Source organism: Stenotrophomonas maltophilia, assembly GCF_900186865.1.
GTDB classification, from domain to species: Bacteria; Pseudomonadota; Gammaproteobacteria; order Xanthomonadales; family Xanthomonadaceae; genus Stenotrophomonas; species Stenotrophomonas maltophilia.
This window is the reverse complement of sequence record NZ_LT906480.1, coordinates 3,948,749-3,973,620: the sequence shown is the minus strand read 5'-3', so window position 1 is coordinate 3,973,620 and position 24,872 is coordinate 3,948,749. Positions and strand designations below refer to the sequence as shown.

Annotated in this window: 23 protein-coding genes and 1 tRNA gene; 15 read left to right on the top strand and 9 right to left on the bottom strand. The window is 66.7% G+C overall.

Annotated features, from left to right (window positions below; genetic code table 11):
- The first annotated feature begins 240 nt into the window (after positions 1–240).
- From CKW06_RS18820 to CKW06_RS18800, 5 genes are all read left to right on the top strand, one after another.
- Positions 241–1,347, top strand: coding sequence for an efflux RND transporter periplasmic adaptor subunit (locus tag CKW06_RS18820; RefSeq protein WP_012481120.1), 1,107 nt, complete (start codon positions 241–243; stop codon positions 1,345–1,347).
- Positions 1,344–4,469: an efflux RND transporter permease subunit gene (locus tag CKW06_RS18815; RefSeq protein ID WP_005410824.1), complete on the top strand. Its 3,126-nt coding sequence runs from the start codon at positions 1,344–1,346 to the stop codon at positions 4,467–4,469. The genes CKW06_RS18820 and CKW06_RS18815 overlap by 4 nt, the downstream gene beginning before the upstream one ends.
- A complete protein-coding gene (locus CKW06_RS18810) occupies positions 4,462–5,052 on the top strand; it encodes a GNAT family N-acetyltransferase (RefSeq protein ID WP_024956885.1) in 591 nt (196 codons plus the stop codon). Before CKW06_RS18815 ends, CKW06_RS18810 begins: the two co-directional genes overlap by 8 nt.
- 251 nt (positions 5,053–5,303) lie before the next feature.
- A complete protein-coding gene (locus CKW06_RS18805; protein WP_005410822.1) occupies positions 5,304–6,824 on the top strand; it encodes an alanine/glycine:cation symporter family protein in 1,521 nt (506 codons plus the stop codon).
- Positions 6,817–7,650: a TrmH family RNA methyltransferase gene (locus CKW06_RS18800; protein ID WP_024957683.1), complete on the top strand. Its 834-nt coding sequence runs from the start codon at positions 6,817–6,819 to the stop codon at positions 7,648–7,650. Before CKW06_RS18805 ends, CKW06_RS18800 begins: the two co-directional genes overlap by 8 nt.
- A 161-nt stretch (positions 7,651–7,811) precedes the next feature.
- Here the strand turns inward: CKW06_RS18800 and CKW06_RS18795 are convergent, their stop codons facing one another.
- The 4 genes from CKW06_RS18795 to CKW06_RS18780 all read right to left on the bottom strand — a co-directional run bounded on the left by CKW06_RS18795 (position 7,812) and on the right by CKW06_RS18780 (position 10,991).
- Positions 7,812–9,233 carry a M28 family peptidase gene (locus tag CKW06_RS18795; protein ID WP_024957684.1) on the bottom strand — a complete coding sequence of 474 codons (1,422 nt, stop codon included), beginning with the start codon at positions 9,231–9,233 and terminating at the stop codon, positions 7,812–7,814.
- Positions 9,234–9,458: 225 nt separating this feature from the next.
- Positions 9,459–9,863: a large-conductance mechanosensitive channel protein MscL gene (gene mscL, locus CKW06_RS18790; protein ID WP_005410819.1), complete on the bottom strand. Its 405-nt coding sequence runs from the start codon at positions 9,861–9,863 to the stop codon at positions 9,459–9,461.
- Positions 9,864–9,917: 54 nt separating this feature from the next.
- Positions 9,918–10,634: a fumarylacetoacetate hydrolase family protein gene (locus CKW06_RS18785; protein WP_012481114.1), complete on the bottom strand. Its 717-nt coding sequence runs from the start codon at positions 10,632–10,634 to the stop codon at positions 9,918–9,920.
- A gap of 75 nt (positions 10,635–10,709) precedes the next feature.
- Positions 10,710–10,991, bottom strand: a complete 282-nt coding sequence (locus tag CKW06_RS18780) for a hypothetical protein (protein ID WP_005410817.1) — start codon at positions 10,989–10,991, stop codon at positions 10,710–10,712.
- Positions 10,992–11,169: 178 nt separating this feature from the next.
- Between CKW06_RS18780 and CKW06_RS18775 the strand changes: the two genes are divergently transcribed.
- Complete coding sequence (locus CKW06_RS18775) at positions 11,170–11,505, top strand: Rieske (2Fe-2S) protein (protein WP_024957685.1); 336 nt, start codon at positions 11,170–11,172, stop codon at positions 11,503–11,505.
- Between the two features lie 365 nt (positions 11,506–11,870).
- Here CKW06_RS18775 and CKW06_RS18770 read toward each other — a convergent pair whose 3' ends face one another.
- The 4 genes from CKW06_RS18770 to thiS all read right to left on the bottom strand — a co-directional run bounded on the left by CKW06_RS18770 (position 11,871) and on the right by thiS (position 15,626).
- Positions 11,871–13,718: an SLC13 family permease gene (locus tag CKW06_RS18770; protein WP_005414317.1), complete on the bottom strand. Its 1,848-nt coding sequence runs from the start codon at positions 13,716–13,718 to the stop codon at positions 11,871–11,873.
- 27 nt (positions 13,719–13,745) lie between these two features.
- A complete protein-coding gene (trmB, locus tag CKW06_RS18765; RefSeq protein WP_024956762.1) occupies positions 13,746–14,480 on the bottom strand; it encodes a tRNA (guanosine(46)-N7)-methyltransferase TrmB in 735 nt (244 codons plus the stop codon).
- Positions 14,480–15,274, bottom strand: a complete 795-nt coding sequence (locus CKW06_RS18760; RefSeq protein ID WP_005410813.1) for a thiazole synthase — start codon at positions 15,272–15,274, stop codon at positions 14,480–14,482. The genes trmB and CKW06_RS18760 overlap by 1 nt, the downstream gene beginning before the upstream one ends.
- A 151-nt stretch (positions 15,275–15,425) precedes the next feature.
- The gene (gene thiS / locus CKW06_RS18755; RefSeq protein ID WP_005410812.1) at positions 15,426–15,626 is read right to left on the bottom strand and encodes a sulfur carrier protein ThiS; all 201 of its coding nucleotides are present in this window, start codon (positions 15,624–15,626) and stop codon (positions 15,426–15,428) included.
- 206 nt (positions 15,627–15,832) lie between these two features.
- Here thiS and CKW06_RS18750 point away from each other — a divergent pair, with 206 nt between their 5' ends.
- The 4 genes from CKW06_RS18750 (at position 15,833) to CKW06_RS18735 (ending at position 19,801) form a co-directional block, all read left to right on the top strand.
- The gene (locus tag CKW06_RS18750; RefSeq protein WP_024956763.1) at positions 15,833–17,668 is read left to right on the top strand and encodes an autotransporter domain-containing esterase; all 1,836 of its coding nucleotides are present in this window, start codon (positions 15,833–15,835) and stop codon (positions 17,666–17,668) included.
- A gap of 115 nt (positions 17,669–17,783) precedes the next feature.
- Positions 17,784–17,857 (top strand) — tRNA-Gly (locus CKW06_RS18745).
- 310 nt (positions 17,858–18,167) lie between these two features.
- Positions 18,168–18,572, top strand: a complete 405-nt coding sequence (locus CKW06_RS18740; protein ID WP_024956765.1) for a DUF805 domain-containing protein — start codon at positions 18,168–18,170, stop codon at positions 18,570–18,572.
- 74 nt (positions 18,573–18,646) lie between these two features.
- Positions 18,647–19,801, top strand: coding sequence for a hypothetical protein (locus CKW06_RS18735; protein ID WP_024956766.1), 1,155 nt, complete (start codon positions 18,647–18,649; stop codon positions 19,799–19,801).
- Here CKW06_RS18735 and CKW06_RS18730 read toward each other — a convergent pair whose 3' ends face one another.
- Positions 19,802–20,239 carry an acyl-CoA thioesterase gene (locus CKW06_RS18730; RefSeq protein ID WP_005414313.1) on the bottom strand — a complete coding sequence of 146 codons (438 nt, stop codon included), beginning with the start codon at positions 20,237–20,239 and terminating at the stop codon, positions 19,802–19,804.
- A gap of 129 nt (positions 20,240–20,368) precedes the next feature.
- Between CKW06_RS18730 and rimK the strand changes: the two genes are divergently transcribed.
- From rimK to CKW06_RS18705, 5 genes are all read left to right on the top strand, one after another.
- The gene (rimK, locus tag CKW06_RS18725; protein ID WP_005410807.1) at positions 20,369–21,247 is read left to right on the top strand and encodes a 30S ribosomal protein S6--L-glutamate ligase; all 879 of its coding nucleotides are present in this window, start codon (positions 20,369–20,371) and stop codon (positions 21,245–21,247) included.
- A 246-nt stretch (positions 21,248–21,493) separates the two neighbouring features.
- Positions 21,494–21,970: a hypothetical protein gene (locus CKW06_RS18720; RefSeq protein WP_005410806.1), complete on the top strand. Its 477-nt coding sequence runs from the start codon at positions 21,494–21,496 to the stop codon at positions 21,968–21,970.
- Positions 21,971–22,059: 89 nt separating this feature from the next.
- Positions 22,060–22,530, top strand: coding sequence for a hypothetical protein (locus tag CKW06_RS18715; protein WP_005410805.1), 471 nt, complete (start codon positions 22,060–22,062; stop codon positions 22,528–22,530).
- An 8-nt stretch (positions 22,531–22,538) separates the two neighbouring features.
- On the top strand, positions 22,539–23,216 hold the full coding sequence (locus CKW06_RS18710) for a response regulator transcription factor (protein ID WP_005410804.1): 678 nt from the start codon (positions 22,539–22,541) through the stop codon (positions 23,214–23,216).
- Complete coding sequence (locus CKW06_RS18705) at positions 23,179–24,546, top strand: sensor histidine kinase (protein WP_032963415.1); 1,368 nt, start codon at positions 23,179–23,181, stop codon at positions 24,544–24,546. Before CKW06_RS18710 ends, CKW06_RS18705 begins: the two co-directional genes overlap by 38 nt.
- The last annotated feature ends 326 nt before the right edge of the window (positions 24,547–24,872 follow it).

Genomic DNA, 24,872 nt, shown 5'->3' with positions numbered 1-24,872 from the left:
CGCCAGGATCCGTCCCCGCCCGACGCCCTCTGTCGGGCAGCTTCGACTCTACGATGGCAACGCCCGTGGTGCACGGCTGGATACAACCCGACACACGCCGACACCGCCAAGGGCAGCCTTGCACGGAACGGGTTCAAGGCGCTATCACGGCTTCGGTTCCACGATGGTAAACGCTTGGCACATACCGCTTTTGCGGGGCCTTGCCTACACTCGGCGGCCGTGGATCAATCAGGACCATTCATGTTGGCTCGTATCGCTTCGACCCTGGCCCTTGGCCTCAGCCTGGCCGTGTTGGCCGGGTGCGCAGGCAAACAGGAGGCCGCCGCGCGTCGGCAGGGCGAAGCAGTGCCGGTCACGGCGCAGGTGGTGCAGCCCATGCAGTGGAACGACACCCTGCAGGCGCTGGGCACGGCCAAGGCGCGCGAGTCGATCAGCGTCACCGCCAAGGTCAGCGAAATCGTCGAGAAGGTGCATTTCGAAAGCGGCCAGCACATCGCCGCCGGCGCACCGATCGTGACGCTGCGCGGGCAGGCCCAGGAAGCGGCGCTGGTGCAGGCGCAGGCCACCTTTCACGAGGCCGACCAGTTGTACAAGCGCCAGCGCGAGCTGGCCTCCCAGCGGCTGGTGTCCAGCGCCACACTGGATACGCAGAAGTCGATCCGTGATGCCGCCGAGGCGCGCGTGATGCAGATGCAGGCCGACATCGGTGATCGCCGTGTGCGCGCACCGTTCGCCGGCGTGCTCGGCATCCGCCAGGTCAGCCCGGGCTCGCTGGTGACCCCGACCACGGTCATCGCCACGCTCGACGACATCGAGCACATGCACATCGATTTCCAGGTGCCGGAAGTGGAACTGGCCGCACTGGGCGTCGGTGACAAGGTCAGTGCCACCAGCGTGGCGTGGCCGGGCCGCACCTTCGAGGGCGTGGTCAGTACCATCGACGCACGCATCGACCCGGCGACCCGTGCGGTGACCGTGCGCGGCGATTTCGCCAACAGCGACCATGCGCTGCGCCCGGGCATGCTGCTGGACGTGCGCCTGTTCCGCCCCGAGCGCCCGGCGCTGGTGGTGCCGGAAATCGCCGTGGTGCAGGTGGGCCGCGACACGTTCGTGTACCGCATCAAGAGCGACGACAGCGTCGAGCGCGTGGACGTGGTGACCGGTGCGCGCCGCGCCGGCGTGGTTGAGATCAAGCAGGGCCTGGAAGCCGGCCAGCGTATCGTGGTCGATGGCACCGGCAAGCTGCGCCCGGGCTTGAAGGTCGCGGCCAAGGATGCGGCGCCGGCCAGCGGTGCCAAGCCGGCGGATGCACCGGTGCCGGTCGCGGCCGAGGGCCACGGCGGATGAAGCTGTCCGACATCTCCATCCAGCGGCCGGTGTTCGCCGTGGTGATGAGCCTGTTGCTGCTGGTGCTGGGCGTGATGTCCTTCACCCGCCTGACCCTGCGCGAACTGCCCGCCATCGATCCGCCGATCGTGTCGGTGTCGGTGGACTACACCGGCGCCTCGGCGGCGGTCATCGAAAGCCGCATCACCCAGGTGCTGGAAGATGCGCTGGCCGGCATCGAAGGCATCGATACGATCAATGCGCGCAGCACCAACGGCCGCTCGCAGGTCAGCATCGAGTTCACCTCCAACCGCGATATCGAAGCGGCGGCCAATGACGTGCGCGATGCGGTCAGCCGCGTCGCCGACCGCATGCCCGAAGAAGCGCGTCCGCCGGAAATCGCCAAGGTCGAGAGCGATGCCGACCCCATCATCTGGTTCAACATGGTCTCCTCGACCATGGACACGCTGGAGCTGAGCGACTACGCCGACCGCTACGTGGTCGATCGTTTCTCCAGCCTCGATGGCGTGGCCCAGGTCCGCATCGGTGGCCGCCAGCGCTATGCGATGCGCATCTGGCTGGACCGTGACCAGCTGGCCGCGCGCGGGCTGACCACTGGCGATGTGGAAACCGCACTGCGCAACGAGAACGTGGAATTGCCGGCCGGCCGCATCGAGTCGACCGACCGTGACTTCACCCTGCGCGTGGAGCGCAACTACATCAAGCCGGAAGACTTTGCGACCATCCCGCTGGGCAAGGGCCGCGACGGCTACGTGGTACGCATGGGCGACGTGGCGAAGATCGAACTGGCTTCGGCCGAGCGTCGCGCGTACTACCGCAGCAACGGCGAGCCGGGCATCGGCCTGGGCATCGTCAAGACCTCCACCGCCAACTCGCTGGACGTGGCGCGTACCGCGCGCGCTGAAGCCGAGCGGGTGGCACTGACCCTGCCCAAGGGCACGCAGATCTTCGTCGCCTTCGACAACACCACCTTCATCGAAGCCGCAGTTGACCGCGTCTATGCCACGCTGGTGGAAGCGATGATCCTGGTGCTGGCGGTGATCTGGCTGTTCCTCGGCAGTTTCCGCGCCGCGTTGATCCCGGCGGTAACGGTGCCGGTCTGCCTGGTCGCGGCGTTCATCGCGCTGTATGCGTTCGATTTCTCGATCAACCTGCTGACCCTGCTGGCCCTGGTGCTGTGCATCGGCCTGGTGGTGGACGATGCGATCGTGGTGGTGGAAAACGTGCAGCGCCGCATCGACCTGGGCGAGCCCCCGCTGGTGGCCTCCAAGCGCGGTACCACGCAGGTCGCCTTCGCGGTGATCGCCACTACCGCCGTGCTGGTGGCGGTGTTCCTGCCGGTCGGTTTCCTGGAAGGCAATACCGGCCGCCTGTTCCGCGAACTGGCGGTGGCGCTGGCGGCAGCGGTTGCGTTGTCCGCGTTCGTGGCGCTGACGCTGACGCCGATGATGGCCTCCAAACTGCTCAAGCCGCACACCGGGCAGGCACCGCGCGGCCTGCATGGCTTCGTCAACCGCAACCTGGAGCGCCTGGCCTCCGGCTATGGTCGCGTGCTCGACCATCACGTGGACCGCACGTGGATCTACCTGCTGGTGATGGTGGCCGCGCTGGCCGCCAGCTGGGGCCTGCTGAAACTGCTGCCGTCGGAGCTGGCGCCGGCCGAAGACCGCGGTTCGTTCCAGATCATGATCGACGGCCCGGAAGGCGCCGGCTACGACTACACCGTGCAGCAGGTACAGCAGGTGGAAGCGCTGCTGGCGCCGCACGTGGGCGCGGACAAGCCGATCGTGCGTGCCAACCCCCGCGTGCCCGGCGGCTTCGGCGCCAGCGAGGAAATGCACACCGGCCGCGTCAGCATCTTCCTGCAGCCGTGGCGCCAGCGCAGCGAGGCCACGCCGGACGTGGCCAACGCACTGCAGAAGGAGCTGGACACCATCCGCGGCGTGCGCGTGCGTACGCAGGTGGGCGGCGGGCTGGTGCGCAGTGGTGGCCAGCCATTCCAGATCGTGCTGGGCGGCCCGGAATACGCCGAGATCGCGCAGTGGCGTGACCGCATCCTGCTGCGCATGGCCGACAATCCGGGCCTGGTCGGCCCGGATTCGGACTACAAGGAAACCCGGCCGCAGATGCGGGTGAACATCGACCGCCAGCGTGCGGCGGATCTCGGCGTGCCGGTCACCGCGATCGGTTCGGCACTGGAAACCATGATGGGCTCGCGCCGCGTCACCACCTTCGTCGACAACGGCGAGGAGTACGACGTGCTGGTGCAGGCCGGTCGCGATGGCCGTGCCAGCCCGGCCGACCTGGCTGCGATCCGTGTGCGTGCCACCTCCGGCGAACTGGTGCCGCTGTCCAACCTGGTCACGCTCAGCGAAGTGGCCGAGGCGGGCACGCTGAACCGCTTCAACCGCCTGCGCTCGATCACCATCACCGCCGGCCTGGCACCGGGCTATCCGCTGGGCGAGGCCATCGCCTGGGCGCAGAACGTGGCCCGCGAGGAACTGCCGCAGTACGCGCAGGTGAACTGGAAGGGCGAATCGCGCGAGTACCAGAGTGCGGGTGGCGCGGTGCTGCTGACCTTCGCCATGGCCCTGCTGGTGGTTTACCTGGTGCTGGCCGCGCAGTTCGAGAGCTTCATCCACCCGCTCACCATCATGCTGACCGTGCCGCTGGGCGTGCTCGGTGCCTTGGTCGGGTTATGGGTGAGCGGCGGCACGGTGAACCTGTTCAGCCAGATCGGCATCGTCATGCTGGTCGGCCTGGCAGCGAAGAACGGCATCCTCATCGTCGAATTCGCCAACCAGCTGCGCGACGACGGAAGAACCGTGCGCGAGGCGATCATCGAATCGGCGATGGTGCGCCTGCGCCCGATCCTGATGACCTCGATCGCCACCGTGGTCGGCGCGATTCCACTGGTGGTGGCCGGTGGCCCCGGCTCGGCCAGCCGTGGCACGATCGGCATCGTGATCATCTTCGGCGTGACTCTTTCGACGTTCCTGTCGCTGTTCGTGGTGCCGGCGTTCTACGCGCGGCTGGCCCCGTACACCCGCTCGCCGGAAGCGGTGAAGCGCGAGCTGGAGAAGCAGGAAGCCGAATCGCCCTCGGTGGGCGGGCATGCCTGACCGGCCTGCCGACGGGGTCGGACCAGGGGGCGGATCCCTTTCCGGAACGGAAAGGGCTCTGACCCCGCCACTACAGGGAGAGGGTTTCCGACTGCGCCCCTGGCGCCCGGAAGACCTGGAATCCCTGCTGCGGCATGCCAACGACGCCGAGGTATCGCGGGGCCTGCGTGATCCGTACCCGTACACGCGCGAGGATGGCGAGGCCTTCCTGGCGGGCCGCGTGCTGGCCCCTGGAACCCTGAACCTGGCCATCGAGATCGACGGCCAGGCCTGCGGCAGCGTCGGTGCCCAGCAGGGCGTGGCCGAGCGTGGGCATACCGCCGAACTGGGTTACTGGCTCGGCCAGGCTTACTGGGGGCAGGGCGTGATGACCCGCGTGGTCGGCCTGTTTGCACCGTGGGTGATGGACGAACTGCGCCTGTTCAGGCTGCAGGCTAGCGTGGTCGACTTCAACCTCGGCTCGGCCCGTGTACTGGAGAAGAGCGGCTTCCAGGAAGAGGGCGTGGAGCGCTGTGCGGTCTACAAGCGCGGCGTCCTGCACGACCTGCGCCGCTTCGCCCGGGTACGCACCCAGCTGCCCTGAGCAGCCGGGGAGGGGGAGGGGTAGAGTCGACTATCGCGCGCAGCGCGGGCTCTTCTGCGACCGGGGCCAACGGCAGTGGACCAACAGTCGACTCTACCGGGCATCATGGCGTCAGCGCAGTCATCCCACCCACCCATCCCGCAGCCCCCATTGATCCGGCGCTACCGCAGCGGCCTTCGATCAGGGAGAATCGACCGGTCCCTTCCAGCCGACGGGACGTCCTTACAACCCGCCGACTGGAGAGAGCGCGCGTGGAAGCAACCGTACATTTCATCAACAGCATCATCTGGAGCAAGGCACTGATCTTCGTGTGCCTGGGCGCCGGCCTGTTCTTCAGCCTGCGCACGCGCTTCATGCAGATCCGCGGCTTCCTCGAGATGTGCCGCCTCACCGTCAAGGGTGAGAAATCCGACGCCGGCGTGTCCTCGTTCCAGGCCCTGGCCATGTCGATGGCCGGCCGCATGGGCATCGGCAACATCGCCGGCGTGGCCACCGCCATCGCCTTCGGCGGCCCCGGTGCGATCTTCTGGATGTGGGTGATGGGCTTCCTCGGCGCGTCCACTTCGTACGTGGAATGCACCCTGGCGCAGATCTACAAGACCAAGGACGCTGAAGGCCGCTACCGCGGTGGCCCGGCCTACTACATCGAAAAGGCCATGGGCCTGAAGTGGTACGCGCTGGCCTTCGCCATCGCCACGATCATCGCCGCCGGCTTCCTGATGCCGGGCGTGCAGGCCAACGCGATCGCCGACAGCATCATCAACGCCTGCCGCGGCACCGCGCTGTGCGGGCCGCTCGATGGCCAGGCCTTCGGCATGGAATCGGTGCAGGCGCTGAAGCTGGGCATCGGCATCGTGGTCGCGCTGCTGCTGGGCGTGGTGATCTTCGGCGGCGTCAAGCGCATCGCCAACTTCGCCGAAGTGGTGGTGCCGTTCATGGCCGCCGGCTTCATCCTGATGGCCATCGTCATCATGATCATCAACTACGACCGCGTGCCGGAGATGTTCAACATCATCTTCAGCAGCGCCTTCGGCACCCACGCCGCGTTCGGCGCGATGATGGGCCTGGCGGTGGAGTGGGGCATCAAGCGCGGCATCTACGCCAACGAAGCCGGCCAGGGTTCGGGCCCGCATGCAGCGGCCGCCTCGGAAGTCTCGCACCCGGCCAAGCAGGGCTACGTGCAGGCCTTCGCCATCTACTTCGACACCATGATGGTGTGCACCGCCACCGCGTTCCTGATCCTGGCCAGCGGCACCTACAACGTCTACTCGCCCGCAGGGGCCGGCGCCGCGCCGATCTTCCAGGGCCTGGCCGGCATTCCGGAAGGCGCGGGCTATGCCCAGGCCGGTGTGGAAGCCGTGCTGCCGGGCTGGGGTTCGGCGTTCGTGTCCATCGCCATCTTCTTCTTCGCCTTCACCACCATCATGGCGTACTACTACATGGCCGAGACCAACCTCAGCTATGTGAACCACAACAGGAAGCGCCCGCTGACCGTGCTGGTGCTGCGCCTGGGCATCATCGGCATGGTGGTGTTCGGCGCGTTCCATAATGCGACCCTGGCCTGGGCGCTGGGTGACATCGGCGTCGGCCTGATGGCCTGGCTGAACATCATTGCCATCCTCATCATCCAGAAGCCGGCCATGCTCGCCCTGCGTGATTACGAACGACAGAAGAAGCTCGGCCTCGATCCAATCTTCGACCCCGATGCCCTGGGCATCAAGAACGCCGATTTCTGGCGTCAACGCAAGCTGGAGTTGTCCCGTAGTGAATGATCCCTGGAAGAATGCCCGCTGCCCGTCGTCGCGACCGCCGCGGGCCACCCCGCTGCCACCGCGTGAGGGCGGCACCCCGCCGCCGCCGGGGCGCGGCAACGACGAACTGCGCCTGTATGGCTGGAACGCCGTACAGGCGCTGTTCGCCAAGCGCCCGCAGGCGCTGCGCAAGCTGTACCTGGTGGACGCGCTGATTCCGCGCATGCAGCCGGTGCTGAAGTGGTGCGTGGCCAACCGCGTGGGCTATCGCGTGGTGGAGGAGGGCGATCTCAACAAGCTGGCTGCCACGACCCATCACGAAGGCCTGGTGGCTGACGTGCTGCGTGCGCCGGTCGTGCCGCTGGCGCAGTGGCTGGCCGATCTGGAGCAGGGCCCGGTGCTGGCGTTGTGGCTGGATGGTGTCGGCAACCCGCACAACTTCGGCGCGATCCTGCGCTCGGCCGCGCATTTCGGCGTCAAGGCGCTGCTGCTGCCGGCCGGTAGCACGCTGGCACTGTCCGGTGCTGCCGCACGCGTGGCCGAAGGCGGGGCGGAGTCGGTGCCGCTGGTGCAGCTGCCGGAGACTGCTCAGGCGATGGCGCAGCTGCGTGCGGCCGGCTTCGGGCTGGCGGCGACCCTCGTTGAGGGTGGCGACGACGTGTTCCGTGCGTCGCTGCCGGAGCGGCTGGTGTACGTGATGGGCGCCGAAGGCGAGGGCATGGACCGCGGTTTGGCGGGACAGTGCGACCTGCAGGTCTCGATTCCCGGCAGTGGCGCGGTGGAGAGCCTGAACGTGGCCTCGGCCACGGCCGTGCTGCTGGCGCAATGGGCCAGTCGACGCGGGTGATCCCGTATCCGGGCTCGCATGATCGGGGTCGGATCCCTCGCCGCAGGCGAGGGCTCTGACCCTGCCGGGTTCCTGATTCAGGACCCGCCTTGGTGGGTGCGAACCTTGGTTCGCACCGCTCCTGCCGCTGCGCTCGCCGGGCATGGCCCGGCACTACCGCATCATTCGTTCGGAGGCGTGGTCGCCTTGGCTTCGCTGCCGAAACTGCCATCGGCTTCCGCCGCCAGGTACGCGAACACCGTATACGCGGCCACGTTCTGCGCCAGCGCCTTCGGGTCGATCTTGTCCAGCGTGTCGTCGGCGGTGTGGTGCAGGTGGAAGTAGTCCGAGCCGTCCTGCGCCAGCCACGCCCACGCACCGCCCTTGGCGGCCAGCGGGCCGACGTCCGGGCCCGGGCCACCCTTGTCGGCCTGGTACTCGATGCCCAGCGGCTTCATCACTTCGGCAATCTGCTTCGTCGCTTCACGCGAGCCTTCCGGATTCGGTGAACCGGTATTGAAGGCGTAGATGCGGCCTGCGCCGAAGTCGCTCTCGGCGGCCAGCTGGTGCAGGGCCACGTCCTTGGCGTGTGCCTCGGCATAGGCCTTGCCGCCGTAGAGGCCCTGCTCCTCGTTGGCGAAGGCGATCACGCGGATGGTGCGCTTCGGTGCCTGCTTGAGCTGGCCGATCAGGTGGCCGGCGGCCATCGTGATGCCCACGCCCGCGCCGTCATCCACGGCGCCGGTGCCCAGGTCCCACGAATCCAGGTGGCCGCCGATCACCACCACTTCCTTCGGCAGGATGCGGCCGGTGATCTCGCCGATCACGTTGTACGAGGTGGCGGTGCCGTCCCAGCCGCAATCCAGTGCCACCTTCACCGTGGTGCTGCCACGGGCCAGCAGGCGCGCCAGCTGGTCGGCATCGGGCACCGACAGTGCCGCCGACGGCACCGGGGTCAGGCCATCATCGAAACGGGTGATGCCGGTGTGCGGCACGCGGTGGGAGTCGGTACCGGCCGAGCGCATCAGGAAGCCCACCGCGCCCTTGCGGATCGCTTCTGACGGTCCCTTGCTGCGGATTGCACCGCCGCGGCCGTAGTCGCGGCCATCGCGGAACGGCAGCATCTGGTAATCGACGAAGGCGATCTTGCCCTTCAGCGAACCGGCCGGTGCCGCCTGCAGGGCGGCCAGATCGGCGAAGCGCACCACCTCCGCTTCCACCGTGCCGCCCGGGCTGCCGCCCAGCGCAGTGATCTGCAGCGGCTGCGGGTTCCTGCCGGTCACGGCAGCGTGTTCACTGCGGCGCTCCCACTTCGGGAAGGTCACAGGTTCCTTCCACACCTTGTCGAAGCCCAGTGCCTTGAACTTGGCTTCGGCCCAGGCCACGGCGCGGGCGTCGGCCTCGCTGCCGGCGATGCGCGGGCCGATTTCGGTGGTGAGCGATTCGACCACCTTCCAGCCGGTGTCATCGGCCAGCGCCTGGTCGCGCAGCTGCGCGGCGGTGGCCAGCGACGCCGGGGGCAGGGTGGTGGTATGCGGCGCCGCGAAGGCCGGGGCGGCCAGCAGGGCGAGGGAGGATGCGATGGCAAGGACGCGGCGACGCATGGACAACTCCGGGAAGGGACCTAAGCCTTGGAGCTTAACAGTCGTTCAGCCCGGCGCATGGGCGGGAGGTCATGGCTGGCGCGAACGCTGTTTTCCGCCATGTCCGGCAAAGCGAAAGCCCCGCCGGAGCGGGGCTTTCGCGCAGCTGCGGTAGTGCCGGCCGCTGGCCGGCTTCCGCATGTTCCGATGTTGCCGGCCAGCGGCCGGCACTACCGTTCTGCCGCCTTATTTCTTCAGGCTGTCGCGGATCTCGCGCAGCAGCACCACTTCCTCGGCCGGTGCGGCCGGTGCAGCTTCCTGCTTGCGCGACAGGCGGTTGATCGCCTTGACCACGATGAAGATGGCGAAGGCCACGATCACGAACTGGATCAGCGTATTGATGAAGTCACCATAGCCGATCACCACGGCCGGAATCTCCTTGCCGTCCGGCCCGATCCGGGCCGGTGACAGCGTCCACGCCAGCTGCGAGAAATCCACCTTGCCGATCAGCAGGCCCAGCGGCGGCATGATGATCTTCTCGACCAGCGCCGTCACGATCTTGCCGAAGGCCGCGCCGATCACCACGCCGACGGCGAGGTCGATGACGTTGCCGCGCATCGCGAATTCCTTGAACTCGGTGAGCATTCCCATTGTTGTTTTTCTCCGGTGGGGAAGTGGACAGCGCGCAGGGTAGCGCAGGTGATGTCAGCCGGCGATCACGCCGTGGCGCTCGGCCACGTTTTCCAGTCGCGCGCTGAAGCGGTCGCCGGGCTTCAGTGCGGCCACCCCGGACGGGGTGCCCATGAACACCAGGTCGCCGGCACGCAGCTGCCACAGCTTGGACAGCTCATGCAGGATCTCCGGCACGTTCCAGATCATCTGGTCCAGCAGCGCCTGCTGGCGCACCTCGCCGTTGACCTCCAGCGACAGGTTGAGCGCGGCCAGGTCGCCGACCTCTTCGGCGTGGACGATTTCGCTGATCGGCGCGGAGGCATCGAAGCCCTTTGCGGCATCCCACGGGTGGCCCTTGTCCTTGGCCGCAGCCTGCAGGTCGCGGCGGGTCAGGTCCAGGCCGACGGCGTAGCCGTAGACCAGTGCTTCGGCATCGGCCACGGCCAGTTCGCCTGCGGGCGCATCACGGCCGATCGCCACCACCAGCTCCACTTCGTGGTGCAGGTTGGCGGTCGCCGGCGGGTAGGGGATGGCGTCGTCATGGCCGACCACGATCGCATCGGCCGGCTTGCTGAAGAACATCGGGCGGCCACGGTCATCGGCCGCCGGCACCGCCGCGCCCATTTCGCGGGCGTGGTCGGCGAAGTTGCGGCCGACGCAGTAGATGCGGTGCACGGGGAAACTGCCACCGCCCACTACCGGGACACGCGGCAGGGCTACGGCAGGGATCACATCGGAGACATCGGACATTCGGGCATCCAGGAAGGGCGTGCCCGCAGTCTAGAACGCATGGCGCCCGCCGTCAGCGGGCGCGGAAGACCTGGATCAGCGCGAGGCCGGCAGCACTGGCTTGCGCACCACGCGGTACTCGCCTTCGACCACGGTCGGGTCGACCGGACGGGCAACACCCGGCTTGCGCGAGGCCAGCAGCTTCCACGCCAGGCCCACCAGGATCATCGCCGCACCGACGAACACGCCGATGAACACCATCGCGGCCAGGATCGCCAGGCCAAGCAGGCCCACGGCAACGCGCACCAGCGGGTGGCGCGGCTTGCGCGGCGCGAACAGGGTGCGGAACTGGTTGAAGGCGGATGCGCGATTGAACATGGCGGCTCGATAGGCTGGGATCAGCGAAACCAGAGTATCGGGACGCGCCACTGTCATTGAGTGAAAAACTCGTTAAATATAGCCTGTGCTTATTACGGATCAATGACTTGTGTTCATGTCGCAGCCAGTCACCTGAGTGGGCGTGCGACAATGGGGGTTTACTGTCCGAGCCTTCGCCATGACTGCCCCTGCCGCCCTGATCGCCCTTGATGCCATTGCCGATGGCGCGTTTGCCGAGGTCGAAGCGGTGGTTGATGGCGATGCCGAATCGTTGGTGCTGTACCGCGACGGCGCGCAGGTGCGTGCGTTCCTGAACATCTGCCCGCACGCCGGCCGCCGCCTGGACTGGGCCCCGGGCCAGTTCCTGAAGAGCCGTGAAGGCCACCTGGTCTGCGCCGCGCATGGTGCCTCGTTCGCCCTGGACAGTGGCGACTGCATCGCCGGCCCGTGCAAGGGCGACCGCCTGCGCGCGGTGCCGGTGGACGTGCGCGACGGGCAGGTTTACCTGGCTTGAGGCAACCGGTGTGCGAACCAAGGTTCGCACCCACAGGATCAATGGGTATCCACATCAATGGGTATCCAGAGATTCATCCACGCATGGCGTGGATCTACGGTGTCGACCAAGGTCGACAGCTACCAGAGCGAGATCGGTGCCGACCAACGGTCGGCACCCACCACCAGCCGCGTGAAACTGTCGAAGGCGGGGTGGGTCCGGTTGCGGGGGTGTCCGCGGCATGGATGCCGCGGCCAAGCCCCCACGGACGGGTTTACGGCGTCCCCCGCAACCGGACCCACCCCGCCATCCCACGGATTGCCAGCCTTTGACGTTGACGTTGATTCGGCGGGTGCAGGGCGCAGCCCTGCCAACAAACCCAACTCTCAGAACATCAGGTTGATCATCAGCACCACCACGCAGGTGTAGATCAGCGACAGCGGTCCGCCGACCCGCCACATCTCGCGCGGGGTGTAGTTGGCCGGGCCGGTGATCATCGAGATCACCGGGTTGGAGGCCGTCATCAGATTGTTGGACGCCGACAGCGCCACGATCAGTGCGAACGCGGTCGGGTTGCCGCCCGCCGCCAGTGCCAGGTTCACCGCGATCGGCACCATCACGATGGTCGCGCCCACGTGGCTGATCACCAGCGAGAACGCCGTGGTCAGCAGCGCCAGCGCCACCTCCAGCACCCACACCGGGATGCCGGTCGGCAGCTTGTCGATGGTATGGCCGGCCACCCACGCCGCCGCACCACTGGAGTCCATCGCCCAGCCGAGCGGGATCAGCCCGGCCATCATGAACACCGTTTTCCAGTTGATCGAGGCATAGGCCTCGTCCATGCGCAGCACGCCGGTCAGCAGCATGCCGGCCACGCCGGTCATCAGCGTCAGCGCCACCGGCAGCTTGCTGGTCAGCGCGATCAGGATGGTCAACGCGAAGATCGCCATGGCGATCTTGAACTTGTGCGGGCGTTGTTCGCCGGTCGGGTAGTCGGTCACCACCACGAAGTCGCGGCTCTTGGCCGCCTGTGCCAGGTCGGTCCAGATGCTGTGGAAGACCAGCATGTCGCCTGCACGCAACTGCACGTCGCGCGCGTCCTCGCGGATCACCTGCTTGTCGCGGTTGATCGCCAGCAGGCTGATGCCGCGCTCCTTGCGCAGGCGCAGGTCGGCCGCGCTCTTGCCGATCACGTTCGAGGTCGGCGGTACCACCGCCTCGGAAATACCGGCGCGGCTCGGGTTGAACAGGTCACCCAGGTGCTTCAGGCGCGAAGACATGCGCAGGAACTGGTTCTGCGCGAAGTCGTTGATCTGCTCGCGCGGACCCATTGCGCCGAGCACGCTGCCCACCCAGATGCGCATCTCCGCCGGCGGCGCCAGGCGCGTGTCATTGCCGGTCTTCAGGGCCAGCAGCAGCGGGGCATCGTGCAGGTTCTCGGCCTCGCCCAGGGTCATGCCGACCAGCGGGCTTTCGGCACTGACCACCAGCTCGAACACATCGCCTTCGATGCCATAGGTCTTGGCGAAGTAGCTTTCGGTGCGCGCCGGGGTGACCCCGTCGTTGGCCAGGTTCTCTTCCTCGATCAGCTTGCGGTCGCCGTAGTAGCGGAAGTACAGCAGCGAGGCGATCAGCAGCGCCACGCCGATCGGCAGCGGCGCGAACATGCGCAGCGGCTCGATGGTGGCCAGGCCCGAGGGCAGGTTGTTGTTGGCCGAGGCCAGCAGGTCGTTCAGCAGGATGAGCGGTGAATTGCCGACCATAGTCAGCGCACCGCCCATCACGATCGCCGCCGAAATCGGCAGCAGCAGGCGCTGCAGGGTCAGGCCGGTGCGCGCTGCCAGTCGCGAAGCCACCGGCAGGTACAGCGCCATCACCGACGGGTTCTGCATGAAGGACGAGTTCAGGCCGGCAATGGCCGTGGTCATCATCAGCAGCCTCTGCTCGACGCCATGACCGCGTCGCAGCAGCCACGCGGCCAGCCGGTTCAGCGCCCCGGTGCGGTCCAGGCCGGCGCCGAGGATGGTGGTGGCGATGATGCTCATCACCGCGTTACCGGAGAAGCCGCCGAAGATTTCCTCCGGCGCGATCAGCCCGGTGACACCGAGCACCACCAGTACCACCAGCGCGACCACGTCGGCGCGGATGCGCTCGAACAGGAACATCGCCATCGTGAAGCCGACCAGCCCGAGCACGAGCTTCATGTCGTTGGTCAGCGTCAGCGCGGTATCCATGTGGGGCGCGGCGTCCTCAGGCGATCGTCAGGTGCGGTCGTACAGCAGGTCCCAGACGCCATGGCCGAGTTTCTGGCCGCGGGTCTCGAAGTGGGTCTGCGGGCGCCAGTCCGGGCGCGGCACGCTGCCACGCAGGCCGGCACGGTTGACCAGGCCGGCGGTGGCATCGAGCACGTCCCACATCTGCTCGGCGTAGTCCTCCCAGTCGGTGGCACAGTGCAGGCGACCGCCCGGGCGCAGCTTGCGCACCAGCAGTTCGGCGAACGCCGGCTGCAGCAGGCGGCGCTTGTTGTGGCGCTTCTTGTGCCACGGGTCCGGGAAGTAGATGCGCACTTCATCGAGCGCGCCATCGGCGATCTCGTTCTGCAGCACTTCCACCGCGTCGTGGTGGTACAGGCGCACGTGGTCGGCGTTGTCGTCGGCCAGCGCGTTCAGCAGCCGGCCCACGCCCGGGGCGTGCACTTCGATGCCGATGTAATCGCGTGACGGGTCGTGCTGGGCGGCGAAGCGCAGCGCGGCACCGTTGCCGAAGCCGATTTCCAGCACCTTGTGTGCCGGGCGGCCGAAGGTGGCGTCCAGGTCACGCGGTTGGCCGGTGTAGTCGAGGCCGAAGCGCGGCCAGCGTTCGTCGAACGCGCGCTGCTGGGCGGGGGTGAAGCGGCCTTGGCGCAACACGAAGCTGCGCACCTCGCGGCGGCCCTCGCTTACGGTGAAGGGCTTGGGCGGAGCCTTGGAACCGGCGCTGTCGAATGGATTGGTCATCAGCCGATCAGCCCATCCACCGGGGAGGAGGCGCTGGCGTAGCGCTTGCGCGGGATGCGCCCGGCCAGGAAGGCCTCGCGGCCGGCCTCGACCGCCTTGCGCATGGCGCTGGCCATCAGCACCGGGTGGCGCGCACCGGCAATGGCTGTGTTCATCAGCACGCCGTCGCAGCCCAGCTCCATCGCAATCGCGGCATCCGACGCGGTACCGACGCCAGCGTCGACGATGATCGGCACCTTGGCGTCTTCGATGATCTGCAGCAGGTTGTACTTGTTCTGGATGCCCAGGCCCGAACCGATCGGCGCGGCCAGCGGCATCACCGCAGCGCAGCCGATCTCTTCCAGGCGCTTGGCCAGGATCGGATCGTCAGAGGTGTAGACCATGACCTCGAAGCCGTCCTTGACCAGCTGCTCGGCAGCCTTGAGGGTCTGCACCACGTCCGGGTACAGCGACTTCTGGTCGCCCAGCACTTCCAGCTTGGTCAGGTTATGGCCGTCCAGCAGCTCACGGGCCAGGCGGCAGGTGCGCACGGCGTCTTCGGCGGTGTAGCAGCCGGCGGTGTTGGGCAGGATGGTGTAGCGCTCCGGTGGCAGCACGTCGAGCAGGTTCGGCTCGCCCGGGTTCTGCCCGATGTTGGTGCGGCGGATCGCCACGGTGACGATCTGGGCGCCCGCGGCCTCGGTGGCCAGGCGGGTTTCTTCCAGATCCTTGAACTTGCCGGTGCCGGTCAGCAGCCGCGAGCCATAGGTCTTGCCGGCGATCACCAGCGAATCGGGGGAGACATGAACGTTCATGGCGCGATTATCGCCTATCCGCCTGAAGATGGGATCACGCAAGGCGGTGCTGTCCGCAGGAGAGCGAGGGTAGAGCCGGCCGCTGGCCCGCACATGCAGGGTGCCTGACAGCGTCGGATTGCCGGCCAGCGGCCGGCACCACCCGGAGGTCTCAGCCCCCGCCCAACGCGTGCACGATCTCCACCACGTCGCCTTCGGCCAGGACGTGCTCGCCGTGGCGGCTGCGGCTGACGATCTCGCCGTTGACCTCGACCGCCACCCGGCGCTGCAGCAACTGTTCGGCCTCGAGCAGGTCGTGGAGGGTTGCCGAAGCGGGCAGGGCGCGGGGTTCGCCATTGAGCTGGATGTTCATCCGTGCATTGTCGCCGATAGCCCGCCGGGATCGGAACACTTGCAAATTGAACGGGGCGCCAGCTCCGGCACAGCAGGTTTCCCGGCGATCGGGCGACAATCCATGCGGCGGCGCAGCGTGAGCAAAACGCGGCGCAGTGAAACCATTCACCGTGCGCCGGCGTACGTCCGCCGGGTCCTCAACGATATCCCCACAGGAGTTTTTTCATGCTGCTCAGCAAACGCCCGATCCGCACCCTGATGGCGGCCGCGATCGCGCTGGCCGCGCTTCCGGCCATGGCAGGCGAATCCCCGTATTCCAAGGCCGTGTTCTTCGGCGACAGCCTGACCGATGCCGGCTATTTCCGCCCGCTGCTGCCGGCCGATGTGCGTCCGGTGACCGGCCAGTTCACCACCAACCCGGGCTGGGTGTGGTCGCAGCAGGTCGCCAACTACTATGGCCTCAATGGCGCCGCCAATGGCAACGGCCAGAACGGTGACAATTACGCGGTCGGTGGTGCCCGCGTTGGCGTGGACGTGCCGAGCGCAATGGGGACTATCCCCTCGCTGAAGTCGCAGGCGGCCCGTTATCTGGCCGCCAACGGCGGCAAGGCTGACGGCAATGTCCTGTACACGGTGTGGGGCGGCGCCAATGACCTGTTCGCCGCCGCAGCTGCGCCGACGCAGGCACAGGCCATCATCGGCGCCGCCGTCACCGACCAGATCGCTCTGGTGGGTGCGCTGAAGCAGGCCGGTGCGCAGTACGTGCTGGTGCCGAACCTGCCGAATGTCGGCCTGACTCCGGCCTTCCGCGGCCCGAACGCGGCCACCGCCACCGCGCTGTCAGCCGGCCACAACAAGGCTCTTTATGGTGGCCTGAAGCAGGCCGGCATCGAGTTCATCCCGCTCGATACCTTCACCGTGCTGGGCGAAGTCGCCGCCAATCCGGCCATGTACGGCTTCACCAACGTCACCAGCACCGCCTGCAAGATCGATCCGGCCAATTCGACCCAGAGCATCCTGACCTGCAACCCGACCAGCTACGTCAGCCCGGATGCGGCCAACACCTATCTGTTCGCCGATGGCGTGCATCCGACCACGGCGGGCCACCAGCTGCTGGGCCAGTACGCGGTCTCGGTGCTGGAAGCCCCGCGCCTGCAGCAGGTGCTGAGCCACTCGGCACAGACCATCGGTCGTTCGCGTGCCGATCAGGTCAGCATGCACCTGGGCGGTCGTCCGGCCGACGGCCTGTCCTGGTGGGGCGGCGTCCGCGGTGACCTGCAGCGCTACGACCACGCGGATCTGTACGACGGACTGGCGCCGGCCGGCCTGTTCGGCATCGACTGGGCGCGCGACGGCATGGTGGTCGGCGGCTTCGCCGGCTTCGGCCGCCTCAACGCCGACTTCGGCAACAGCCGTGGCGATTTCACCCAGAAGGACACCACCGCCGGTCTGTTCGCCGGCTGGTACGGCGATCGCATCTGGGTGAACGGCCAGGTCAGCTACACTTGGCTGTCGTATGACGTGAACCGCAAGGTCCAGCTCGGCCCGGCCACCCGCGAGCACGGTGGTTCGCCGGACGGCAGCAACCTGACCGCCGCCCTGAACGCCGGTTACGAGTTCGGCACAGAAGGCGGCTTCCGCCACGGCCCGATCGCTTCGGTAATCTGGCAGAAGGTGAAGATCGATGGTTACACCGAAAGCGCTGCGGCCGGCACCCTGGCCACCGCGCTGGGCTACGACCGCCAGAACGTTGATTCGACCGTTGGTCGCATCGGTTGGCAGGCCCGCTTCGATGGCGGCACCCTCAAGCCGTACGCGCAGCTGACCTACGACCATGAGTTCGAAGACACCAAGCAGGGCAGCGCGTGGCTGCAGACCCTGCCGGAACTGGGCAGCTACCGTGTGCCGGGCCTGAAGTTCGACAAGGACTACGCGACCGTCGTGCTGGGCGCCCGCACCGAACTGTTCGGCCTGCAGAGCAACTTCGGCCTGAGCGCTTCGGCCGGGCAGAAGCGTGCCCAGGACGCAACGCTGTTCGCCAACTTCAGCGGCAGCTTCTAAGCAGAAACCAGGCGGGGTCGGCCCTCTCGGCAACGAGAGGGCTTTGACCCCCGGCCTGATGCGATGGGCACCATTGCGCAACACGGGGCCCAGCGCATAGACTTCCCACCGCAACGCGGGCGTAGCTCAATGGTAGAGCTGTAGCTTCCCAAGCTACTGACGTGGGTTCGATTCCCATCGCCCGCTCCATGTCTCCAGCGGTCTGCATCAGGCAGACGCTCCGCGATATCCGAACCCCGCTTTTCCGCGCATGGATCCCGGTCGAGATGCCCGGTGAATGCCGGGGCTGGACGTGGCTTCGCAAACATCCCTTGGCCGGATCGGTCGAGTCCGAATGCATCCTTGCGCAGAGCCTGCAGGACAGGAACTGCCCCGCTGCAGCTGCGGCTGCTGTGGCCTCCAGGGCCCGGTCGAGCTGCGGGGTTCAGTTGATGCTTGGCTTCGCAATGCTAGAAGATCGTCAGCTGTTGACGCCCAACATCCGTTGCCCGGAGCGTGAATGATCGCTGCACTTGTGCCCATCAGGCGATGCTTTGTTTTTTCCGGACGATCCGACCGGCGGGAGTTCTGGTCGTATTCGCTGCTGGCCGGGTTCGTGATGGCGGTGAGCTACAGCGTGATGGATCGCGGTTACTGGCTGGTCGGGCACCTGTCGTTGGATTGGGAAACGTCCGAGATCCTGTGGAAGGTGGGATGGGTCATGACCGTCTGCGCTGTCTTCGTCTTCCTGCCTCCGATGCTGGCCCTGACCGTGAGGAGATTGCACGACATCGACGAGTCAGGCTGGTACACCGTGATCGCGTTCATTCCCTTGGGGGAGTTCGTCCTCTTTCCGGTCATGCTGCTTCCCGGGAGCGAGGAAGAGAATCGATTTGGCGCAGTTCCAGGAGCGCAGGATGCTTGAACCGGCATCGGCCGCAATCGATCGGATCGGCATTGAAGACGTCGACGGTTCGCTGGGGCGCCTCTCTCATCCGCATGTCCCTTGATCGAACCGCCCTGCGGCGCTACACCCAGTGGTTGCCGTTCCTGGCCCTGGTCGCCGTCTGTGTGGCCTGGTGGTCGCCTTTGGGAGTGATTGCCGGCCTTGCCGTGTGCCTTGCGTTGGGGCGCGCGCTGCAGCGAATCGATCTGGTCGGCAATGCCGTGGGCGGTTCACGACTGCGCTCGCAATCGATGAAGCCCTTTGCCGAACGGCCGCCCGCACATGATGTGCTGTTGGATTGGGGCGAGCTGGGCATGGGCGGACCGGCGTACAGCACGCAGATGCTGCGCGATGGCGCCATCGTCGAAGGCGTATCCACTGGAGGCAGTCGTGATGCCAGTGGTGAATGGCAGGACCTGCCGAGAGGCGCGCTGCGCCTGGCCAGCGGGTATGTTGATCGATGCGAAGCAGTGATCGTCTACGACGAGCGCCAAAAGACGGTGCAGGTGCTTGCGGCTGATCCCGGCCAGTTCCGGCAGCAGCTGGGCGAGCGCCTGCAGACCGATGGGGAGGCGGGGGCGGCGTCGTGGCTGCGCAGCCAGTCCGGCGGCGTGACCCAGCTGCATTCCTGCCGAGGCCTATGGTTGGAGCACGGACATCCGGCGCTGGCCGCCGGATTGCCGCGGGAGCTGAGGCACGTCCTGCCTGATGCCCGGGTGCTGCGCGCGGTCCCGCTTCTTCCCGATGATCTGCGCGTGACTGCGCATCCGGCCCTGTTCGCGTGCATCTGCCCGTATGCCCTTTACCTTGACGAGGCCTCCAGTGGTCGCCATGCCTGTGATCTGGAGACCGTGATCGCGAGCCCGTCGGGACGCTGCCTGGTGGTGGCCGGCAGTGTGCTTGATGAGAACCTGCGACCCATCGAGGGCGTGTGGCTTGTCTGCTGGCAGGGTCGTTGGCAAGCCTTTGCCCGTCATGCGATGGGGGGCTTCGGCAAGGCCCGGAGCATGGCCTGGATCAATGTGATCGATGCTGACGATGACGGCACACTCCAGTGCGAAGCCTATGAGGAATGCTGGGAGTCCGATGCCGTCCATCGATACCCCACGCGCCACACAGCCTTGGAGCTGCCTGTGGAATGGCGGGAAACCGGGTTGGCGCTGCGCGCCCGGGATGGGCACTTCAGGCTGCGCCTTCCCTCGCGCTGATCAGGCCTCGGCGGCGCGCGCGCTCGTTTCCCGCAGCGACTGTGCATATTCTTCGGTGAACAGCCCCGACAACGCCTGGCGCTGCTCCGCATCGATCTCGCGCGAGGCGTTGGCCGTGTAGTCGAAATGAACCATCACGCAGCGCCCGCTGGCTACCAGGGCCTCGAACTGGAACGCCTGTTGCACGATCGACAGCGAGGAGCGGCCAATGCTCTCGATCCGGGTCTCGATGCGCACTTCGTGTCCCGCCTGTATCTGCTGCAGGAAGTCGATCTCGTAGCGGCGCAGGATCAGTGCCAGGTCGCGCATGCTGGCCTCGCGGCTGAAATGCCGGAAGATCTCCTGGCGGCCTTCCTCGAACCAGACGGGCAGGGCGGTGTTGGTGACGTGGCCGAGTACATCCACTTCGGAGAAGCGCGGGAATACGGTGATCGACATCGGGTTTCCTTGCGGTCTGGCCTGCCCCCGCAGTGTGCCGCCTGCGCCGGAGCAAGCCACGCCGCAGGGCATCATCCACCCGCCACACGCCCGCGCTATGCTGCGCGCCTGCCGCCCGATCCTGCCGCGATGAAGCTCGCCATCCTGTCCCGCAACAGTTCCCTGTATTCCACCCGCCGGCTGGTCGAGGCGGCGCGCGCGCGCGGCCACACCGTGCGCATCCTCGATCCGCTGCGCTGCTACATGCGCATTGCCGCCGATGGCTTTTCGATGCATTACAAGGGCCGGCCGATGACCGGCGTGGACATGGTCATCCCGCGCATCGGTGCCTCGATCACCCGCTATGGCACGGCCGTGCTGCGCCAGTTCGAACTGATGGGTGCACGCACCCCGAATCCGTCCGACGCGATCCTGCGTTCGCGCGACAAGCTGCGCGCACACCAGCTGCTGGCGGCCAAGGGCATCGACATGCCGGTTACTGTGTTCGGCGACAACCCCGACGACACCGTCGACCTGTTGTCCATGCTGGGCCCACCGCCGCATGTGGTGAAGCTCAATGAGGGTACCCAGGGGCGCGGCGTGATCCTTACCGAGAAGGCCAGCGCCTCGCGCGGCATTGTCGAGGCCCTGCGCGGGTTGTACGCCAATTTCCTGATGCAGGAATTCATCGGCGAGGCCAAGGGCGCCGATCTGCGCTGCTTCGTGGTCGGTGACCAGGTGGTTGCCTCGATGCAGCGGCAGGCGCCGGAAGGTGACTTCCGCTCCAACCTGCATGCCGGGGGTACGGCGGTGGCGGCCAAGGCCAGCCGTGCCGAGCAGCAGGTGGCGGTGCGGTCGGCCAAGGCGCTGGGACTGTCGGTGTGCGGGGTGGACCTGATCCGCTCCGCGCGCGGCCCGCTGGTGCTGGAGGTCAATTCAACGCCGGGGCTGGAAGGGATCGAGGCCGCCTGCGGGGTGGACGTGGCCACGCGCATCATCGAGCACGTCGAGAAGCTTAAAAAACCCTGAGTATTCAGCGGCTTGAGATTCTCACGGGCGGATGAGGCCGGCTTTAACAAGCCTTTAATCGGCCCACGCGTAGGCTTCAGCGAACCGCAGCTCTGCCTCTCAGCAGGATCGGTATCGGGATACAACTTCAGACCCAGGCGGGGGCACCGCCTGGGTCTTTTTTATGCCTGCCCGCTGTCCCTTGTGGAGGTGGCGTGACGGCCGTAGAGTGGCCCCCATCGTTCCTGGATGGATCGGAGGCTGGCGATGTACCGCATCACGATGATCGCGTTGTTGCTGGGCCTGGCCGGATCTGCTGCGGCCAAGCCGGAGAAATCCGTTGTGCAGATGGACCGGCAGTCGCCGGTGGCCGAGCAGGTGCGCCAGGTCGAAAAAGCCCTGGATGATGGCGATTACAGCGAGATTTCCGCTGATGACCGCAGCACCGTGCGCGAAGCGCTGGCCCGGATCACCGCGCGGATGGGCGGCCACCAGAGCGTGCAGGAACTGCCGCCGCAGGTGCAGGGGGAGGTCTTCAACGACCAGGAGCGGATCAATACCCTGCTCACCCGTGCCCACGAGGACAGCCGGCAGATCTGCCAGCACACGCGCAGCACCGGCAGCAACATGCCCAAAAGCCGCTGCCTGACGGTGGCCGAGCGCCGCCGGATCGAGGAAAAGGGCAAGGCGCTGTTGAACGACCAGCGCACCTTCAACAACTTCAACCCTGCCAGCTCGCGGTAGGGCTTCCGCTGCCCCGACCATTGGCACTTGCTGGCGTGAAGGGGGTGCGAATAGAGTCGGGATTCGCCACAGACAAGGATTTGTTTGCCATGAAACAGGCTTTGATGTCGGCCGTCCTGTTGTCAGGACTCGCCCTGGTCAGTACCGCATCGGCATCCAGGGGCAAGGACGTGTTCGTGCCCGGCCAGCCGCTGCAGCAGCAGATCGCGCGTATCGAGGTGGAGCTCAAGGACGGCGAAACCTATTCGGAACTCAAGCAGGACGAGCGCACCCGCGTCAACGACGCCCTGGCACGCATGCGGGCAGCGGTGGAGCAGTACCCGGCGCGCGATTCCATGCCTGAACCGGTGCAAACCCAGGTCTTCAACGATCAGCAGGTCGTGAACACGGTTTTGACACAGGCGCGTGAAGATAGTCGTCTAATATGCCAACGTGAAAAGCCCATCGGTTCCAACCGGACCACGACGCAGTGCATGACCGTTGCCGAGCGCGCTCGGCAGAAGGAACGGGCACAGCAGGACATGAGGCAGGTCATGCGCGCCGGCAGTACAGTCAATTAGAGGTGACAGTGAGAATCCTGGTAATCGAAGACAACAGCGACATTGCGGCCAACCTGGGCGACTATCTGGAGGACCGGGGGCATACGGTGGACTTCGCGGCTGACGGGGTCACCGGCCTGCATCTGGCCGTGGTGCACGAGTTCGACGCGATCGTGCTGGATCTCAACCTGCCAGGCATGGACGGCATCGAAGTCTGCCGCAAACTGCGCAATGAAGCGCGCAAGCAGACCCCGGTGCTGATGCTGACGGCCCGCGATTCGCTGGACAACAAGCTGGCCGGCTTCGATTCCGGTGCCGATGACTACCTGATCAAGCCGTTCGCGCTGCAGGAAGTGGAAGTGCGTCTGAACGCCCTGTCGCGCCGCGGCAAGGGCGTGCAGACCCGCGTGCTGGAAACCGGCGACCTGGAATACAACCTGGATACGCTGGAAGTGCGCCGCCAGGGCAAGCTGCTGCAGCTCAACCCCACTGCGCTGAAGATCCTGCAGGCGCTGATGGAAGCGGCACCGGCGGTGGTGACCCGCCAGGAGCTGGAAACCCGCGTGTGGGGCGAGGAACTGCCTGATTCGGATTCGCTGCGCGTGCATATCCATGGCCTGCGTGCGGTGGTCGACAAGCCGTTTGAAGTGCCGCTGATCCAGACCCGCCATGGCATCGGATACCGCATCGCCACCCCGGAAGCCTGATTCCGTGGCAGCCAAGGGGGAGCGCCGGCGCACGCCATACCGGCGGCGCCTGCGCAGCCGCATCATCGTCTCGTTCGTGTTGTTGGGCTTCTGCCTGACGACACTGTTCGCGTTCGCCACCAACTGGGCCCGCCTGCACGTGGAAAACCAGCTGGTGGAAGAGCTGATGAACCGCAACATCGACGAGTACGCGCGGCGCTACTACGAACACCCGGGCCACAACCCGGACGCGCCGGTGCTGCAGATCCGTGCGTATGCCTATTCCAAGGACAAGTTCGACCGGGTGCGCGAAGAACGCGCGCAGTGGGCGGGCTTCTCCGATGGCATCCACAGCGTCAGCGGCGACGAACACGGCGAACCCTATTCCTACAAGCTGGCCGTGCGGAAGACGCCCGACGCCTGGTTCTTCCTCGCCTATGACATGACCGACAGCGTGCGCGGCGGCAAGCAGCTCAACCGCGCGCTGGTGTTGTCGGTGCTGGTGTTCAGCGTGCTGTCGCTGGTGCTGGGCTGGTGGTCGGCGTCGAAGGTGATGAAGCCGGTGTCGGACCTGGCCGCGCGGCTGCGTGCGTACCGTGGCGGTACCAGTGAGCCCGAGCCCTTGGCGCCGCGCTTTCCCGATGACGAGGTGGGGCAGCTGGCACAGGCGCTGGACGACTATTCCTCGCGGCTGACCGAAGTGGTGCAGCGCGATCGCGAGTTCAATGCAGACGTCAGCCATGAACTGCGCACGCCGCTGGCAGTGATCCGCGGTGCCACCGAGCTGCTGCTGACCCGGCCCGGCCTGGACGAGAAGGTGCTGCAGCGCCTGCAGCGTATCCAGCGTGCCGAGCAGCAGTGCAGCGACCTGATCGGCGCACTGCTGCTGCTGTCGCGCAACGAGCGCGGGCAGGGCACCAGCAACGTGGCCCGCGTGGCCGAGCAGCTGCTGGATGCGCACCGCGCGCAGCTGGGTGGCAAGCCGCTGGAGCTGCTGTTGGAAGGCGAGCGCAACCTGGTGATCGATGCGCCCGAGGCGGCGCTGTCGGTGGCGCTGGGCAACCTGATCGGCAACGCGGTGAAGTACTCACAGGACGGCGAAGTGCGCGTCTTCGTGGGCACCAATTCGGTATCGGTGACCGACAGCGGCCCGGGCCTGAGCGAGGAAGATGCGGCCAAGCTGTTCCAGCGCGGCTACCGCGGCACGCACGCCGGTCATTCGCAGGGCGGCGGCATCGGTCTGTCGATCGTCAGCCGTCTGTGCGACCTGTACGGCTGGCAGGTGAGCGTGCGTCCCGGTGGCGAGCGTGGCGTGATCGCCACCCTGACGTTCTCGCCGAAGCCGCTGTAAGCACCCCTGCTTTGGTGGGTGACGACCTTGGTCGGCACGGACCCTGCCGACCTTGCATCACGCCCTGTGTCGCTTGTGCCACTGAATCCCCCGCACGCGAACATCCCATCGCAGGCCCGACACGACACCACCGTGATCGCTGCCGCGTCCTGCGCGTGTTCCAACGCACGCATTCGCAAGCCCGCGCCGCACTTGGGAATTTCCTTACAGATTGCCGTGCGCGGCGATGGCCTGATGACCTGGCCGGGGCAGCTGCCTTGGCTGGGATTGGCGTCCTGAAAAAAACCAACAAATCAAAAGCTCCGGATGTGCTCTAGCTCATCATG

What these genes read in the sequence shown, in the direction of transcription:
- CKW06_RS18730 (WP_005414313.1), bottom strand. Translation starts at nt 20,239, where the DNA reads ATGTCGATCACCGTATTCCCGCGCTTCTCCGAAGTGGATGTACTCGGC.
- trmB (WP_024956762.1), bottom strand. Translation starts at nt 14,480, where the DNA reads ATGACCAATCCATTCGACAGCGCCGGTTCCAAGGCTCCGCCCAAGCCC.
- CKW06_RS18795 (WP_024957684.1), bottom strand. Translation starts at nt 9,233, where the DNA reads ATGCGTCGCCGCGTCCTTGCCATCGCATCCTCCCTCGCCCTGCTGGCC.
- CKW06_RS18810 (WP_024956885.1), top strand. Translation starts at nt 4,462, where the DNA reads ATGCCTGACCGGCCTGCCGACGGGGTCGGACCAGGGGGCGGATCCCTT.
- CKW06_RS18705 (WP_032963415.1), top strand. Translation starts at nt 23,179, where the DNA reads ATGGCATCGGATACCGCATCGCCACCCCGGAAGCCTGATTCCGTGGCA.
- CKW06_RS18785 (WP_012481114.1), bottom strand. Translation starts at nt 10,634, where the DNA reads ATGTCCGATGTCTCCGATGTGATCCCTGCCGTAGCCCTGCCGCGTGTC.
- thiS (WP_005410812.1), bottom strand. Translation starts at nt 15,626, where the DNA reads ATGAACATCCAGCTCAATGGCGAACCCCGCGCCCTGCCCGCTTCGGCA.
- rimK (WP_005410807.1), top strand. Translation starts at nt 20,369, where the DNA reads ATGAAGCTCGCCATCCTGTCCCGCAACAGTTCCCTGTATTCCACCCGC.
- CKW06_RS18820 (WP_012481120.1), top strand. Translation starts at nt 241, where the DNA reads ATGTTGGCTCGTATCGCTTCGACCCTGGCCCTTGGCCTCAGCCTGGCC.
- CKW06_RS18775 (WP_024957685.1), top strand. Translation starts at nt 11,170, where the DNA reads ATGACTGCCCCTGCCGCCCTGATCGCCCTTGATGCCATTGCCGATGGC.
- CKW06_RS18720 (WP_005410806.1), top strand. Translation starts at nt 21,494, where the DNA reads ATGTACCGCATCACGATGATCGCGTTGTTGCTGGGCCTGGCCGGATCT.
- CKW06_RS18715 (WP_005410805.1), top strand. Translation starts at nt 22,060, where the DNA reads ATGAAACAGGCTTTGATGTCGGCCGTCCTGTTGTCAGGACTCGCCCTG.
- CKW06_RS18770 (WP_005414317.1), bottom strand. Translation starts at nt 13,718, where the DNA reads ATGGATACCGCGCTGACGCTGACCAACGACATGAAGCTCGTGCTCGGG.
- CKW06_RS18735 (WP_024956766.1), top strand. Translation starts at nt 18,647, where the DNA reads ATGTCCCTTGATCGAACCGCCCTGCGGCGCTACACCCAGTGGTTGCCG.
- CKW06_RS18780 (WP_005410817.1), bottom strand. Translation starts at nt 10,991, where the DNA reads ATGTTCAATCGCGCATCCGCCTTCAACCAGTTCCGCACCCTGTTCGCG.
- CKW06_RS18740 (WP_024956765.1), top strand. Translation starts at nt 18,168, where the DNA reads ATGATCGCTGCACTTGTGCCCATCAGGCGATGCTTTGTTTTTTCCGGA.
- CKW06_RS18750 (WP_024956763.1), top strand. Translation starts at nt 15,833, where the DNA reads ATGCTGCTCAGCAAACGCCCGATCCGCACCCTGATGGCGGCCGCGATC.
- CKW06_RS18815 (WP_005410824.1), top strand. Translation starts at nt 1,344, where the DNA reads ATGAAGCTGTCCGACATCTCCATCCAGCGGCCGGTGTTCGCCGTGGTG.
- mscL (WP_005410819.1), bottom strand. Translation starts at nt 9,863, where the DNA reads ATGGGAATGCTCACCGAGTTCAAGGAATTCGCGATGCGCGGCAACGTC.
- CKW06_RS18760 (WP_005410813.1), bottom strand. Translation starts at nt 15,274, where the DNA reads ATGAACGTTCATGTCTCCCCCGATTCGCTGGTGATCGCCGGCAAGACC.